The organism is Pseudomonas sp. 5P_5.1_Bac1, from assembly GCF_025466015.1.
GTDB lineage: Bacteria > Pseudomonadota > Gammaproteobacteria > Pseudomonadales > Pseudomonadaceae > Aquipseudomonas.
The window spans coordinates 38,269-54,035 of sequence record NZ_JANLNX010000027.1 but is presented as its reverse complement, the minus strand read 5'-3'; the positions used below and the strand labels follow the sequence as shown (position 1 = coordinate 54,035).

The window sequence follows — 15,767 nt, the reverse complement described above, 5'->3', positions numbered from 1 at the left end:
GGCTTCGGCCTGGTTCGGGCGCGCCTGACCAAGATTGTTCAAGACGGCTTGCCGACTGACCTGCGGATTTGAGTGACAACCATGCCAAAACGTACAGACATTAAAAGCATCCTGATTCTCGGCGCTGGCCCGATCGTGATCGGCCAGGCCTGCGAATTCGACTACTCCGGCGCCCAGGCTTGCAAAGCCCTGCGCGAGGAAGGCTATCGCGTCATCCTGGTGAACTCCAACCCGGCCACCATCATGACCGACCCGGCCATGGCCGATGCCACCTACATTGAACCGATCAAGTGGCAGACGGTTGCCAAGATCATCGAGGCAGAGCGTCCGGATGCGCTGCTGCCAACCATGGGTGGCCAGACCGCTCTGAACTGCGCCCTGGACCTGGAGCGCGAAGGCGTCCTGGAAAAATTCGGCGTGGAGATGATCGGCGCCAATGCCGACACCATCGACAAAGCCGAAGACCGCTCGCGCTTCGACAAGGCCATGAAGTCGATCGGCCTGGATTGCCCGCGCTCCGGTATCGCTCACACCATGGACGAGGCCAATGCAGTCCTCGACAAGCTGGGCTTCCCTTGCATCATTCGTCCGTCCTTCACCATGGGCGGCACCGGCGGCGGCATCGCCTACAACCGTGAAGAATTCGAAGAAATCTGCGCCCGTGGTCTGGACTTGTCGCCGACCAAGGAACTGCTGATCGACGAATCGCTGATCGGCTGGAAAGAGTACGAGATGGAAGTGGTCCGCGACAAAAAGGACAACTGCATCATCGTCTGCTCCATCGAGAACTTCGATCCGATGGGTGTGCACACCGGCGACTCGATCACCGTCGCACCGGCTCAGACCCTGACCGACAAGGAATACCAGATCATGCGCAACGCCTCCTTGGCGGTGCTGCGTGAAATCGGCGTCGAGACCGGTGGTTCCAACGTTCAGTTCGGCATCTGCCCGGACACCGGCCGCATGGTCGTGATCGAGATGAACCCGCGCGTATCGCGTTCTTCCGCCCTGGCTTCGAAAGCGACCGGTTTCCCGATCGCCAAGATCGCGGCCAAGCTGGCGGTCGGCTACACCCTCGACGAACTGCAGAACGACATCACTGGCGGCCGTACCCCGGCGTCCTTCGAGCCGTCGATCGACTACGTCGTTACCAAGCTGCCGCGCTTTGCATTCGAGAAATTCCCGAAAGCCGACGCCCGCCTGACCACCCAGATGAAATCCGTGGGTGAAGTCATGGCCATCGGCCGTACCTTCCAGGAATCCCTGCAGAAAGCCCTGCGCGGTCTGGAAGTTGGCGTCTGCGGCCTCGACCCTAAAGTCGACCTGGCCAGCCCGGAAGCCTCGAGCATCCTCAAGCGTGAACTGACCGTGCCGGGCGCCGAGCGTATCTGGTACGTGGCCGACGCTTTCCGCGCCGGCATGACCCGCGACGAAATCTTCGCCCTGACCAGCATCGACCACTGGTTCCTGATCCAGATTGAAGACCTGATCAAGGACGAAGAGAAGGTCAAGACCCTCGGTCTGTCGACCATCGACAAGGACCTGATGCTGCGCCTGAAGCGCAAGGGCTTCTCCGACCAGCGTCTGGCCAAGCTGCTGGGCATCACCGACAAGAATCTGCGTCGTCATCGGCACAAGCTGGAAGTGTTCCCGGTCTACAAGCGCGTCGACACCTGCGCCGCCGAGTTCGCGACCGACACCGCCTACCTGTACTCGACCTATGAGGAAGAATGCGAGGCCAACCCGTCGACTCGCGACAAGATCATGATCCTGGGCGGCGGTCCAAACCGTATCGGCCAGGGCATCGAGTTCGACTACTGCTGCGTACACGCGGCACTGGCCCTGCGTGAAGACGGTTACGAGACCATCATGGTCAACTGCAACCCGGAAACCGTCTCCACCGACTACGACACCTCTGATCGCCTGTACTTCGAGCCGCTGACGCTGGAAGACGTGCTGGAAGTGGTTCGCGTCGAGAAGCCGAAAGGCGTGATCGTCCACTACGGTGGTCAGACTCCGCTGAAACTGGCTCGCGCGCTGGAAGAGGCCGGTGTGCCAATCATCGGTACCAGCCCTGATGCCATTGACCGGGCGGAAGACCGTGAGCGCTTCCAGCAGATGGTTCAGCGCCTGAACCTGCTGCAGCCGCCAAACGCCACCGTGCGTAGCGAAGACGAAGCCATTCGTGCCGCCGGCGTTATCGGTTATCCGCTGGTAGTTCGCCCGTCCTACGTACTGGGCGGTCGTGCCATGGAAATCGTCTACGAACTGGACGAGCTCAAGCGCTACCTGCGCGAAGCGGTACAGGTTTCGAACGACAGCCCGGTCTTGCTCGACCACTTCCTCAACTGCGCCATCGAGATGGACGTGGATGCGGTGTGCGACGGCACCGACGTGGTTATCGGCGCAATCATGCAGCACATCGAGCAGGCCGGCGTTCACTCCGGTGACTCCGCGTGCTCGCTGCCGCCATACTCGCTGCCAGCCCATGTTCAGGATGAAGTCCGCGAACAGGTCAAGAAGATGGCTCTGGAGCTTGGCGTTGTTGGTCTGATGAACGTCCAGCTGGCGTTGCAGGGCGACAAGATCTACGTGATCGAGGTCAACCCGCGCGCTTCCCGTACCGTGCCATTCGTGTCGAAGTGCATCGGCACTTCGCTGGCGATGATCGCCGCGCGCGTCATGGCTGGCAAATCGCTGAAAGAGCTGGGCTTCACCAAGGAAATCATTCCGAACTTCTACAGCGTCAAGGAAGCGGTGTTCCCATTCGCCAAGTTCCCGGGTGTTGACCCGATCCTCGGCCCTGAGATGAAATCCACTGGTGAAGTGATGGGCGTCGGCGACAGCTTCGGTGAAGCCTTCGCCAAAGCGCAGATGGGCGCCAGCGAAGTGCTGCCGACCGGCGGTACTGCGTTCATCAGCGTACGTGACGACGACAAGCCACAAGTGGCTGGCGTTGCCCGTGACCTGATCGCTCTGGGCTTTGAAGTGGTTGCTACCGCCGGTACCGCCAAGATCATCGAAGCGGCTGGCCTGAAAGTGCGTCGCGTGAACAAGGTGACCGAAGGTCGTCCGCACGTGGTCGACATGATCAAGAACGACGAAGTGTCGCTGATCATCAATACCACGGAAGGTCGTCAGTCGATTGCCGACTCCTACTCGATTCGCCGCAATGCGTTGCAGCACAAGATTTACTGCACCACTACCATTGCGGCCGGTGAAGCTATCTGTGAAGCGCTGAAATTCGGTCCGGAAAAGACCGTTCGCCGCTTGCAGGATCTGCATGCAGGACTTAAAGCATGAGCATTACCAAATACCCGATGACCGTCCAGGGCGCTCGCGCCCTGGAAGAAGAGCACCTGTTCCTGAGCAAGACCGAGCGCCCGCGCCTGAGTCAGGCGATTGGCGAAGCGCGCGAACTGGGTGACCTCAAGGAAAACGCTGAATACCATGCCGCCCGCGAGGAGCAAGGCATGGTCGAGGCGCGTATCCGTGATATTGAAGGCCGTTTGCAGAACTCGGTCGTGATCGACGTGACCACCATTGCCCACACTGGCAAGGTCATTTTCGGCACTACTGTGTTGCTGGAAAATGCCGAGACTGGCGATCAGGTGACTTACCAGATCGTTGGTGAGGACGAAGCCGACATCAAGAAGGGCAAGCTTTCGGCGGGTGCGCCGATTGCCCGTGCCATCATCGGCAAGGAAGAAGGTGACGTGGTGGTCGTCAAGACACCTAGCGGCGTGCTCGAGTACGAGATTGTCGAAGTCAAACACATCTGACCGGCCCCGTGGCTTCGCTGCCACGGCCGTGATCTGGCAACTGGCCCAGGTACTCTGGGTCGGTGGCCTGTGGATCCTTCATCTGGGGTTGTTGCCCGCACTGAATCAGGTCGGCCTCGCGCCGTTTCTGGTCGAAGATGTCAGTCGTGTGGTGGCGTCATTGCTGGTGGCTTTCGCGGCTGTCGGTAGCGGCGTGCAGGTGTTGGTGCTGGTCCGGGCCGAGGGCATGACCAGTCTATGGCGGGATGCGCGTGGGCAGTTGCTGCTTATGGCGGTGCTGGCGTGTGCTGTCTACTTCGTATTGAGCACGGTGTTCGCGGGGCAACTGCGCTGGCAGTTGTTCTGTTACCTGGTGCTGGGCCTTACCGGTCTGTTGCTGGTGCTGCAACCGGTGCCGGGCAGGGCGCGCAAAGCGCGCCACTGATCGGAGCGAACATCACTTGTAGCGGTGAATGTTCGACAGTTGCTTGTTTGGCTGTGGGTTGCGGCGATAGATCAGTGCCTTCTTCCCGATGGTCTGCACCAGTTCGGCACGGCCAGCCTTGCACAGTGCAGCGATTGCTGCGGCACGCTCTTCGCGGTCTTCCGAGCGGATCTCGACCTTGATCAGTTCGTGATCGGCCAGGGCGCGGTCCAGTTCGGCGAGAACGCCCTCAGTCAGTCCATTGCCTGCCACAATCAGAACTGGTTTCAGATCGTGGCCAATGGATTTGTACTGTTTCTTCTGCTCGTTATTGAGCGGCATAATCTGACCCTTTGTCTGATTCTGTAAAAATGGCGGCCATTTTACCCGAGGGCCCGTGGATCCGCCCAGTTAATCACGACCCTAATCATCGAGGTGCCCAGTGGCGCGTTCCAAGACAAGCCTTGGCTGGCTGAAAGAACATTTCAACGATCCTTACGTCAAAATGGCGCAAAAGGATGGTTATCGCTCGCGTGCGAGCTACAAACTGCTGGAAATTCAGGAAAAGTACAAAATCATCCGCCCAGGCATGAGCGTAGTTGACCTGGGCGCCGCGCCGGGTGGCTGGTCGCAGGTGACCAGTCGTCTGATCGGCGGTCAGGGGCGTCTGATCGCGTCGGACATCCTGGAGATGGACAGCATCCCTGATGTCACCTTCATTCAGGGCGACTTCACGCAGGATGACGTCCTGGCGCAAATTCTTGAGGCCGTCGGTAATTCGCATGTGGACCTTGTGATTTCCGATATGGCCCCCAATATGAGTGGTACGCCAGCCGTCGATATCCCCAAGGCAATGTTTCTCTGTGAGCTAGCCATTGATCTGGCTACTCGCGTGCTCAAGCCTGGTGGTGATTTCCTGATCAAGATTTTCCAGGGGGAAGGCTTTGATGTTTACCTCAAGGAGACTCGCAAGAAGTTCGACAAGGTGCAGATGCTGAAGCCCGATTCTTCGCGTGATCGCTCACGAGAGCAGTACCTGCTGGCGAGAGGGTATCGCGGGGAATAAAAGCATCACCGGCGGCTTCTTGAGGCAGTGATAGTTTTTTCCAATCAGTCCGTGTGTCTGATATGGATGAACATCGTGTAGTCTAGATTCACAAAGGGTTACAGACGGCGCCAACTGCTGTTGTAGGTAATGTAGTAAGTTACGCCGGTGATTATCATGCGAGGCACGGTTGCGCCTAAACCTGCTTCAGAGGGTAGCTAATTGAACGATATGGCAAAGAATTTGATCCTGTGGTTGATCATCGCGGCTGTCCTGGTGACAGTGATGAACAACTTCTCCAGCCCGAATGAGCCGCAAACCCTCAACTATTCCGACTTCATCCAGCAAGTCAAGGATGGCAAGGTCGAGCGCGTTGCGGTCGACGGCTACGTCATTACTGGTAAACGTACTGACGGTGACACCTTCAAGACCATCCGTCCGGCCATTCAGGACAACGGTCTGATCGGCGACCTGGTCGACAACCATGTTGTGGTCGAAGGCAAGCAGCCAGAGCAGCAAAGCATCTGGACGCAGCTACTGGTAGCCAGCTTCCCGATCCTCGTGATCATTGCGGTCTTCATGTTCTTCATGCGGCAGATGCAAGGTGGCGCCGGTGGTAAAGGCGGCCCGATGAGCTTTGGCAAGAGCAAGGCGCGACTGCTGTCCGAGGATCAGGTCAAAACCACACTGGCCGACGTGGCGGGTTGTGATGAAGCGAAGGAAGAGGTCGGCGAGCTCGTCGAGTTTCTGCGTGATCCGGGCAAGTTCCAGCGCCTGGGCGGTCGTATTCCTCGCGGCGTCTTGATGGTTGGTCCTCCTGGTACCGGTAAGACATTGCTGGCCAAGGCCATCGCTGGTGAGGCGAAGGTTCCGTTCTTCACCATTTCCGGTTCCGACTTCGTCGAAATGTTCGTGGGTGTGGGTGCCAGTCGCGTACGTGACATGTTCGAGCAGGCCAAGAAGCATGCGCCGTGCATCATCTTCATCGACGAAATCGATGCCGTAGGTCGCCATCGTGGTGCTGGCATGGGTGGCGGTCACGACGAGCGTGAACAGACCCTTAACCAGTTGCTGGTGGAGATGGATGGCTTCGAGATGAACGATGGCATCATCGTGATCGCAGCTACCAACCGTCCAGACGTGCTTGACCCTGCCTTGCTGCGTCCCGGCCGTTTCGACCGCCAGGTGGTGGTTGGTTTGCCAGACATTCGTGGTCGTGAGCAGATCCTCAAGGTTCACATGCGCAAGGTGCCGATTGGCGAGAACGTCAATCCTGCAGTCATTGCTCGCGGTACTCCTGGTTTCTCGGGTGCTGACCTGGCCAACCTGGTCAACGAGGCTTCACTTTTCGCGGCGCGTGGCGGCAAGCGCGTTGTCGAGATGAAAGAGTTCGAGCTGGCCAAAGACAAGATCATGATGGGCGCTGAGCGCAAAACCATGGTCATGTCGGAAAAAGAGAAGCAGAACACCGCTTACCACGAAGCGGGTCACGCGATCGTTGGTCGCGTCGTTCCGGAACACGATCCGGTTTACAAGGTATCCATCATCCCTCGCGGTCGTGCGTTGGGTGTGACCATGTTCCTGCCGGAAGAAGATCGCTACAGCCTCTCCAAACGTGCGCTGATCAGTCAGATCTGTTCGCTGTATGGCGGTCGTATCGCTGAGGAAATGACCCTTGGCTTTGATGGTGTGACCACAGGCGCTTCCAACGACATCATGCGGGCCAGTCAGATTGCTCGTAACATGGTTACCAAGTGGGGGCTGTCGGAGAAGCTTGGTCCGCTCATGTACGCTGAGGAAGAGGGCGAAGTGTTCCTGGGGCGCGGCTCCAGTTCTGGACACGCCAGTGTTTCCGGCGAGACTGCGAAGCTGATCGATTCCGAGGTTCGCAGCATCATTGACCAGTGTTATGCCACGGCCAAGCAGATCCTCACCGACAACCGTGACAAGCTCGACGCAATGGCCGACGCACTCATGAAGTACGAAACCATTGATGCCGACCAGATCGAAGACATCATGGCTGGCCGCCCGCCGCGCGAACCGCGTGACTGGGATGGTGACTCGGGTACATCTGGAACGACGGCTTCCCAGGGTGATCGTCCAGAGTCCCCGATTGGTGGGCCGGCAGCGCAACACTAAGGGCTGACATGACTTCACAGCAGTACCCAACCCGGTTGCCTTGCGGCAACCGGGTTCTTGACCTTTCGCATACCCATGTAATGGGTATTCTCAATATCACTCCGGATTCCTTTTCAGACGGCGGCCGCTTCACTCAGCGCGACGCGGCGCTGCGCCATGCCGAGGAAATGGTGGCTGCCGGCGCTACGTTGATCGATGTGGGGGGGGAGTCAACCCGGCCAGGGGCGCGCGTTGTCACTGCTCTTGAGGAGCTTGAGCGCGTTGCGCCTATTGTCGAGGCTCTGAATCGTGAGCTGGATGTGGTCATCTCGGTGGACACTTCGACGCCGTCGGTTATTCGTGAGTCGGCGCGCCTCGGGGCAGGGCTGATCAATGACGTCCGCTCGCTCAGTCGTGACGGAGCGTTGGATGCTGCTGCAGCTACCGGTTTGCCTGTGTGCCTCATGCATATGCGTGGTGAGCCTGGAAACATGCAGGATGCCCCAAGCTACGGCGACGTGACTGCCGAGGTTGCTACGTATCTTGAAGAGCGGATGGCTGCCTGCAGTTCTGTTGGAATCGAGGCAGAACGCATAATTCTTGACCCAGGTTTCGGCTTTGCCAAAACACTGGAGCATAATCTCAGCCTGTTCAAGCATATGGACAGTCTGCAGCGCTTGGGGCGCCCTTTGCTGGTGGGCGTCTCGCGCAAGAGTATGATCGGCCTGACCCTTGGTCGGGCTGTGGATGGACGGCTATATGGCAGCTTGGCGCTGGCCGCATTGGCGATCACCAAAGGAGCGAAGATCCTTCGTGTTCACGATGTTGCTGAAACCGTCGACATCGTACGGATGATCGCTGCGGTACAAGCCGCCGAATAAGAGTGACGGAGCATTTATGAGCAGAAAATATTTTGGTACCGACGGCATTCGCGGTCGTGTTGGTGAGTTCCCTATTACCCCTGATTTCATGCTCAAGCTGGGTTGGGCGGCGGGTATGGCCTTCCGCAAGCAGGGGCACTGCCGTGTATTGGTAGGCAAGGACACCCGTATTTCCGGGTATATGTTCGAGTCTGCCCTGGAGGCCGGGCTTTCGGCTGCCGGGGCTGATGTGCTGCTGTTGGGGCCGATGCCGACTCCGGCTATCGCCTACCTGACGCGGACCTTCCATGCTGAGGCGGGCATCGTCATCAGTGCCTCCCACAATCCGCATGACGACAACGGCATCAAGTTTTTCTCCGGGCAAGGTACCAAGTTGCCTGACGAAGTCGAACTGATGATCGAAGAGCTGCTTGACCAGCCGATGACAGTGGTCGAGTCGAGCAAGTTGGGCAAGGTCTCTCGAATCAACGATGCTGCTGGTCGCTATATCGAGTTCTGCAAGAGCAGCGTGCCGAGCAGCACCGATTTCTCTGGCCTGAAGCTGGCTATCGACTGTGCTCATGGCGCGACCTACAAGGTAGCTCCAAGCGTGTTTCGTGAGCTCGGTGCCGAAGTTACCGTGCTGTCTGCGCAGCCGGATGGTCTGAACATCAATGAAAACTGTGGCTCGACTCATATCGAGTCGCTGCAGGCAGCAGTGCTGGTTGGTCATGCCGATCTGGGTATCGCCTTCGATGGTGACGGTGACCGCGTGCTGATGGTTGATCACACGGGCGCCATTGTTGATGGTGACGAACTCTTGTTCATCATCGCACGTGACCTCCATGACCGCGGCAAGCTTCAAGGTGGCGTGGTGGGTACGCTCATGAGCAACCTGGGGCTGGAGCTTGCGCTGAAGGACCTGTCGATTCCCTTCGTGCGAGCGAAGGTGGGTGACCGTTACGTCATGGCAGAGCTGCTGGCGCGCGAGTGGATCATTGGCGGGGAAAACTCCGGGCATGTGGTTTGCTGTAGCCACACCACGACTGGAGACGCGATCATCGCTGCTCTGCAGGTGCTGATGGCGCTCAAGCGTCGTGGAGAGACCCTTGCGCAAGCTCGCCAGGCTGTCCGCAAGTGCCCGCAAGTGCTGATCAATGTCCGCTTCGGGGCAAGCAAGGTCGATCCGCTCGAGCACCCTTCGGTGAAAGAAGCGTGTGAGCGTATTACCGAGGATATGGCCGGGCGTGGTCGCGTGTTGTTGCGCAAGTCCGGAACAGAGCCTCTCGTGCGTGTAATGGTCGAAGGTGACGACGAAAGTCAGGTTCGCGGCCATGCCGAGGCACTGGCAAAACTGGTAAGTGAAGTTTGCGTTTGATTTACGCTTGCCAGTAGTGATCGGGTTGGGTAACATCTGCGCCCACTTTGACCGACGAGGTACAGCATGCGTCGCCCTATGGTAGCTGGTAACTGGAAGATGCACGGTACCCGCGCCAGCGTCGCTGAGCTGATCAAAAGCTTGAGTAATCAGGCCTTGCCAAGCGGTGTTGATGTCGCGGTGTTTCCACCCAGCCTGTTCATTACACAGGTGATCGACGGGCTTGAAGGCAAGTCGATCGCTGTAGGTGCTCAGGACTCCGCGGTCGAACCCCAGCAAGGGGCTTTGACGGGAGAGGTGGCTCCGAGTCAGTTGGTTGATGTCGGTTGTGAGTGGGTGTTGATCGGTCACTCCGAGCGGCGTCAGATTCTGGAAGAGCAAGACTCGACCCTGATTCGGAAGTTCGCAGCGGCACAGTCCTGTGGATTGAAGGTTGTGTTCTGTGTAGGGGAAACCCTCGAAGAGCGCGAAGCAGGCAAGACGCTTGAAGTTGTTGGGCAGCAGCTGGACAGCATCATCGATACGTTGTGTGTTGCGGTCTTTGCAAGTGCGATTATTGCCTATGAGCCAGTTTGGGCCATCGGTACTGGCCTCACAGCTACTCCGCAGCAAGCGCAGGATGTGCATAAAGCCATTCGCGAGCAGTTGGCGGTAAAGGATTCAGAAGTTGCGCAGAATGCGCGGCTTCTATACGGCGGCAGCGTGAAGGCGGCCAATGCGGCTGAGCTGTTCGGCATGCCGGATATTGATGGGGGCCTCATTGGTGGGGCTTCCCTGAACGCAGACGAATTCGGTGCAATTTGTCGCGCCGCAGGAAACTGAAAAATGCTGGAAACAGTTATTGTCGTTCTTCATCTGTTGGGCGCACTGGGTTTGGTAGTGCTGGTTCTGCTGCAACAGGGTAAAGGTGCGGAAGCCGGTGCATCTTTCGGCGCAGGTGCTTCAAATACTGTGTTCGGAAGCCAAGGTTCTGCTACCTTCCTGAGTAAGTTTACTGCTATACTAGCTGCCTCTTTCTTCTTAACTGCTCTTGGGTTAGGATACTTTGCTAAAGAGAAAGCTCATGAGCTGACTCAAGTGGGGTTGCCAGATCCAGCGGTATTAGAAGTTAAGCAAGCCAAACCGGCAGCAGATGATGTACCGGTGCTCCAGGAGCAACAGAAGAACGAAGCCGGCAACACTGGCGATGTTCCTCCCGCTCAAGAGCAGAAGTAACGGGTTTCAAAGTAGTATTGCCGAGGTGGTGGAATTGGTAGACACGCAACCTTGAGGTGGTTGTGCCCATAGGGTGTAGGGGTTCGAGTCCCCTTCTCGGTACCATTTGAAGCATGAGAGCCCGCTTTGAGCGGGCTTTCTTGTAGGTGGAGGTTGGATTGACCCTTCCGGGGGTTCGGTCGTATACTTTCGCCCCAGCTTTGTCGCGGGGTGGAGCAGTCTGGTAGCTCGTCGGGCTCATAACCCGAAGGTCGTTGGTTCAAATCCAGCCCCCGCAACCAGTTTCAGCGGAGCCCCTTTTCAAGGGGCTTTTTGTTAGCTGAACAGTTCTCAGCGCCGATGTTCAACGGCGCATTTCATGGATGGGCGCTTGCCCATTTTTTATTTGCACAGCATGCACGAGGGGGTTCAGGTGTCGAGCAAGCTAGAACAGTTGCAGGCCTTGTTGGCCCCGGTGGTCGAGGCGCTCGGCTATCAATGCTGGGGAATCGAGTTCATTTCTCAAGGCAAACATTCGGTACTGCGTATCTATATCGACAAAGAGGGCGGCATTCTGGTCGAAGATTGCGAAGCCGTCAGTCGCCAGATCAGTGGCGTTCTGGATGTTGAAGATCCAATCAGCTCCGAATACACCCTTGAAGTGTCCTCTCCTGGCATGGATCGCCCGCTGTTCACACTTGAACAGTTTGCCTCGCATGCCGGCGAACAAGTGAAGATCAAGCTGCGTACGCCCTTCGAAGGTCGTCGTAACTTTCAAGGCCTGCTCCGCGGTGTGGAGGAACAGGATGTCGTGGTCCAGGTGGACAGTCACGAATTCCTGTTGCCGATCGACTCGATCGACAAGGCCAACATTATTCCCAGTTTTGACTGAGACATGCCGGATCCGCTCCAAAAAAGCGGACCTAATGGCTTGCGAAAGGCGAGGCGTACGATGAGCAAAGAAGTACTGCTGGTTGTTGAGTCGGTATCCAATGAAAAGGGCGTACCGGCCGGCGTGATTTTTGAAGCGCTGGAAGTGGCTCTGGCCACCGCAACTAAAAAACGTTTTGAAGACGAAGTTGACCTGCGTGTGGAAATCAACCGCCACACCGGTAACTACGAAACCTTCCGCCGCTGGACTGTGGTCGAAGACGAAGACCTGGACGATCCTGCGATCGAACTGGCCGTCGACCAGGCCCAGGCGAAAAAGCCGGGCGCTGTCGCTGGCGAGATCATCGAAGAGAAGATCGAATCCATCGAGTTCGGCCGTATCGCTGCCCAGACCGCCAAGCAAGTCATTGTGCAGAAGGTTCGTGAGGCAGAACGTGCTCAGGTGGTCGATGCCTATCGTGAGCGTGTAGGTGAAATCATCTCCGGCACGGTCAAGAAAGTTACCCGCGACAACGTCATCGTTGATCTGGGTAACAATGCTGAAGCACTGCTGGCACGTGAAGATATCATCTCTCGCGAGACTTTCCGGGTAGGCGTTCGAGTTCGTGCGCTGCTCAAGGAAATCCGCACTGAGAACCGCGGTCCGCAACTGATTCTGTCGCGTACCGCGCCACAGATGCTGATCGAGCTGTTCCGCATCGAAGTACCGGAAATCGCCGAGGGCCTGATCGAAGTGATGGCTGCTTCGCGTGATCCGGGCTCTCGAGCAAAGATCGCCGTTCGCTCCAAGGACAAACGTATTGACCCACAAGGCGCCTGCATCGGCATGCGCGGCTCCCGGGTTCAAGCGGTTTCCGGAGAGCTGGGTGGTGAGCGCGTGGATATTGTGCTCTGGGACGACAACCCAGCACAGTTCGTCATCAACGCCATGTCGCCGGCTGAAGTCGCGGCGATCATCGTTGACGAAGATGCCCACGCGATGGATATCGCTGTTGCCGCTGACAACCTGGCGCAGGCGATCGGTCGCGGCGGTCAGAACGTTCGCCTGGCCAGTCAACTGACCGGCTGGACCCTGAACGTGATGACCGAATCGGACATCCAGGCCAAGCAGCAAGCGGAAACCGGCGACATCCTGCGCAACTTCATCGAAGAGCTGGAAGTCGACGAAGAACTGGCCCAGGTGCTGGTCGACGAAGGCTTTACCAGCCTCGAAGAAATTGCCTATGTACCGCTGGAAGAAATGCTCAACATCGATGGCTTCGACGAGGAGATCGTCAACGAACTCCGCGCTCGTGCCAAGGACCGTCTGTTGACCAAAGCCATCGCTACCGAGGAAAAACTGGCAGACGCCCATCCGGCCGAAGACCTGCTCTCTCTTGAGGGTATGGACAAGGACCTGGCGGCGGAACTGGCGGTGCGCGGCGTGGTTACCCGCGAAGACCTGGCCGAGCAGTCGATTGACGATCTGCTCGACATCGACGGCATCGACGAAGAGCGTGCCGGCAAGTTGATCATGGCCGCCCGAGCCCACTGGTTCGAGTAAGCAGGCTGGCCTGAGGAGAGAAGTGCATGACGCAAGTCACGGTGAAAGAATTGGCCCAAGAGGTCGCTGCACCGGTAGAGCGCCTGCTGCAGCAGATGCGTGAGGCAGGTCTGCCGCACACCGATGCCAGTCAGCTGGTGAGCGACAATGAGAAGCAGGCTCTGCTGACCCATTTGAAAAGCAGCCATAAGGCAAAGGTGGAAGAGCCGCGCAAGATTACCTTGCAGCGCAAGACCACCAGCACCCTGCGTGTTGCCGGTAGCAAGAGCATCAGCGTAGAAGTACGCAAGAAGAAAGTTTTCGTACAGCGCAGCCCGGAAGAAGTCCAGGCTGAGCAGAAGCGTGAGCTGGAAGAGCGCCGCGCTGCCGAAAATGCTGTCCGCGAGAAGTCCGAAGCCGAAGCGCGTCAGCGCACCGAGGAAGAGACTCGTCGCCAAGCGCCGGCAGCACCGGCTGCCGCGCCTGTAGCCGCTCCGGTTGCGCAGGCTGAGGCCTCGGCTGCCGTCGAGCCCGCTGCAGCCCCGGCTCCAGCTGCTGACCGCAAGAAAGATGAAAGCCGTCGCAACGACCGTGCCCGTGACGATGATCGTCGCGGTGGCGAGCGTCGCAACGAAGCGCCGCGCGTATCGGTCAAGGTCAAGGAGAAAGAGAAAGCTCCTACTCCTCGCGCCGCTCCACGTACTACCGAGGAAGAAAGCGATGGTTTCCGTCGCGGCGGTCGTGGCAAGTCCAAGCCGAAGAAACGCAACGCTCACGGTTTCCAGAGCCCTACCGGTCCGGTCATCCGCGACGTAAGCATCGGCGAGACCATTACGGTTTCCGACCTTGCACAGCAGATGTCGGTCAAAGGCGCTGAAGTCGTCAAGTTCATGTTCAAGATGGGCACTCCGGTCACCATCAACCAGGTGCTCGATCAGGAGACCGCTCAACTGGTCGCCGAAGAGCTGGGCCACAAGGTCACCCTGGTCAGCGACACTGCCCTGGAAGATTCCCTGGCCGAATCGCTGAAGTTCGAAGGTGAGACCTTTGCCCGTGCGCCGGTCGTGACCGTAATGGGCCACGTTGACCACGGTAAGACCTCGCTGCTCGACTACATCCGTCGTGCCAAGGTTGCTGCTGGCGAAGCCGGTGGTATCACCCAGCACATCGGTGCCTACCACGTGGAAACCGACCGCGGCATGGTCACCTTCCTCGACACCCCTGGTCACGCCGCGTTTACCGCCATGCGTGCCCGTGGTGCCAAGGCGACCGACATCGTGATCCTGGTGGTCGCGGCTGACGACGGTGTGATGCCTCAGACCCGCGAAGCGGTTCAGCACGCCAAGGCTGCTGGTGTTCCACTGGTTGTTGCAGTGAACAAGATCGACAAGCCGGGCGCTGACCTCGATCGCATCCGCAACGAGCTGTCCGTCGAAGGCGTTACCTCCGAGGACTGGGGTGGTGACACTCCATTCGTCAAGGTTTCGGCGAAGATGGGTACCGGTGTTGACGAACTGCTCGAAGCCGTTCTGCTGCAAGCCGAGATCCTCGAGCTCAAAGCCACTCCATCCGCGCCAGGTCGTGGTGTCGTGGTCGAGTCTCGCCTGGACAAGGGCCGTGGCCCGGTGGCGACCGTTCTGGTTCAGGACGGCACCCTGCGTCAAGGCGACATGGTTCTGTGCGGCTCCAACTACGGCCGTGTACGAGCGATGCTCGACGAGAACGGCAAGCCCGTCAAAGAAGCCGGTCCGTCTATCCCGGTCGAGATCCTCGGCCTGGACGGTACCCCGGACGCTGGCGACGAGCTGTCGGTAGTGGCTGACGAGAAGAAAGCCCGCGAAGTTGCACTGTTCCGCCAAGGCAAGTTCCGCGAAGTCAAACTGGCTCGCGCTCATGCTGGCAAGCTGGAAAACATCTTCGAGAACATGGGCCAGGAAGAGAAGAAGACCCTCAACATCGTGCTCAAGGCCGACGTTCGTGGTTCTCTCGAGGCTCTGCAAGGTTCGCTCGGCGGCCTGGGCAACGACGAAGTGCAAGTGCGCGTGATCGGTGGCGGTGTCGGTGGTATCACCGAGAGCGACGCCAACCTGGCACTGGCTTCGAACGCAGTACTGTTCGGCTTCAACGTTCGTGCCGATGCCGGTGCGCGCAAGATCGTCGAGCAGGAAGGTCTGGATATGCGTTACTACAACGTGATCTACGACATCATTGAAGACGTCAAGAAAGCCCTGACCGGTATGCTCGGCAGCGATGTTCGCGAGAACATCCTGGGTATCGCCGAAGTGCGCGACGTGTTCCGTTCGCCGAAGTTCGGCGCCATCGCCGGTTGCATGGTTGTGGAAGGTACGGTTCACCGTAACCGCCCGATCCGTGTACTGCGCGAAGACGTGGTTATCTTCGAAGGCGAGCTGGAATCCCTGCGCCGCTTCAAGGACGATGCGTCCGAAGTACGTGCCGGCATGGAATGCGGTATCGGCGTCAAGAGCTACAACGACGTCAAGGTCGGCGACAAGATCGAAGTCTTCGAGAAAGTCCAGGTGGCTCGTACGCTCTGATTCACGAGCTTGGAAGCGA

Annotated in this window: 13 protein-coding genes and 2 tRNA genes; 14 read left to right on the top strand and 1 reads right to left on the bottom strand. The window is 58.3% G+C overall.

The features are described from left to right. Positions 1–81: 81 nt before the first annotated feature. The 3 genes from carB to NTD82_RS05115 are packed head-to-tail and all read left to right on the top strand — an operon-like array spanning position 82 to position 4,206. A complete protein-coding gene (gene carB / locus NTD82_RS05125) occupies positions 82–3,303 on the top strand; it encodes a carbamoyl-phosphate synthase large subunit (RefSeq protein ID WP_110968923.1) in 3,222 nt (1,073 codons plus the stop codon). Next, entirely contained in the window at positions 3,300–3,782 is a 483-nt protein-coding gene (gene greA / locus NTD82_RS05120) for a transcription elongation factor GreA (RefSeq protein ID WP_175651982.1), read from the top strand. The genes carB and greA overlap by 4 nt, the downstream gene beginning before the upstream one ends. A 28-nt stretch (positions 3,783–3,810) precedes the next feature. Next, positions 3,811–4,206, top strand: coding sequence for an MFS transporter (locus NTD82_RS05115; protein WP_262128023.1), 396 nt, complete (start codon positions 3,811–3,813; stop codon positions 4,204–4,206). A gap of 12 nt (positions 4,207–4,218) precedes the next feature. Here the strand turns inward: NTD82_RS05115 and yhbY are convergent, their stop codons facing one another. Beyond that, positions 4,219–4,527 (bottom strand): ribosome assembly RNA-binding protein YhbY, encoded by a 309-nt coding sequence (gene yhbY / locus NTD82_RS05110; protein ID WP_262127974.1) that lies wholly within the window; start codon positions 4,525–4,527, stop codon positions 4,219–4,221. A 100-nt stretch (positions 4,528–4,627) separates the two neighbouring features. On the opposite strand from yhbY, the gene rlmE reads away from it, so the two are divergent. From rlmE to infB, 11 genes are all read left to right on the top strand, one after another. After that, positions 4,628–5,251: a 23S rRNA (uridine(2552)-2'-O)-methyltransferase RlmE gene (gene rlmE, locus NTD82_RS05105; RefSeq protein ID WP_095159733.1), complete on the top strand. Its 624-nt coding sequence runs from the start codon at positions 4,628–4,630 to the stop codon at positions 5,249–5,251. Between the two features lie 210 nt (positions 5,252–5,461). Beyond that, positions 5,462–7,369 carry an ATP-dependent zinc metalloprotease FtsH gene (gene ftsH, locus NTD82_RS05100; protein ID WP_095159734.1) on the top strand — a complete coding sequence of 636 codons (1,908 nt, stop codon included), beginning with the start codon at positions 5,462–5,464 and terminating at the stop codon, positions 7,367–7,369. A gap of 8 nt (positions 7,370–7,377) precedes the next feature. Then, on the top strand, positions 7,378–8,229 hold the full coding sequence (gene folP / locus NTD82_RS05095) for a dihydropteroate synthase (protein ID WP_262127973.1): 852 nt from the start codon (positions 7,378–7,380) through the stop codon (positions 8,227–8,229). A 16-nt stretch (positions 8,230–8,245) separates the two neighbouring features. Further along, the gene (gene glmM / locus NTD82_RS05090; protein WP_095159736.1) at positions 8,246–9,586 is read left to right on the top strand and encodes a phosphoglucosamine mutase; all 1,341 of its coding nucleotides are present in this window, start codon (positions 8,246–8,248) and stop codon (positions 9,584–9,586) included. Between the two features lie 66 nt (positions 9,587–9,652). Further along, complete coding sequence (tpiA, locus tag NTD82_RS05085; protein WP_262127972.1) at positions 9,653–10,408, top strand: triose-phosphate isomerase; 756 nt, start codon at positions 9,653–9,655, stop codon at positions 10,406–10,408. A 3-nt stretch (positions 10,409–10,411) separates the two neighbouring features. Beyond that, positions 10,412–10,801 carry a preprotein translocase subunit SecG gene (gene secG / locus NTD82_RS05080; RefSeq protein ID WP_095159738.1) on the top strand — a complete coding sequence of 130 codons (390 nt, stop codon included), beginning with the start codon at positions 10,412–10,414 and terminating at the stop codon, positions 10,799–10,801. Positions 10,802–10,820: 19 nt separating this feature from the next. Then, positions 10,821–10,906, top strand: a tRNA-Leu gene (locus NTD82_RS05075). Between the two features lie 99 nt (positions 10,907–11,005). Beyond that, positions 11,006–11,082, top strand: a tRNA-Met gene (locus NTD82_RS05070). A gap of 131 nt (positions 11,083–11,213) precedes the next feature. Next, positions 11,214–11,672: a ribosome maturation factor RimP gene (rimP, locus tag NTD82_RS05065; RefSeq protein ID WP_157969672.1), complete on the top strand. Its 459-nt coding sequence runs from the start codon at positions 11,214–11,216 to the stop codon at positions 11,670–11,672. A gap of 60 nt (positions 11,673–11,732) precedes the next feature. Then, the gene (gene nusA, locus NTD82_RS05060) at positions 11,733–13,214 is read left to right on the top strand and encodes a transcription termination factor NusA (protein ID WP_095159739.1); all 1,482 of its coding nucleotides are present in this window, start codon (positions 11,733–11,735) and stop codon (positions 13,212–13,214) included. A gap of 26 nt (positions 13,215–13,240) precedes the next feature. Beyond that, positions 13,241–15,748: a translation initiation factor IF-2 gene (gene infB / locus NTD82_RS05055; RefSeq protein WP_095159740.1), complete on the top strand. Its 2,508-nt coding sequence runs from the start codon at positions 13,241–13,243 to the stop codon at positions 15,746–15,748. Positions 15,749–15,767: the final 19 nt, after the last annotated feature.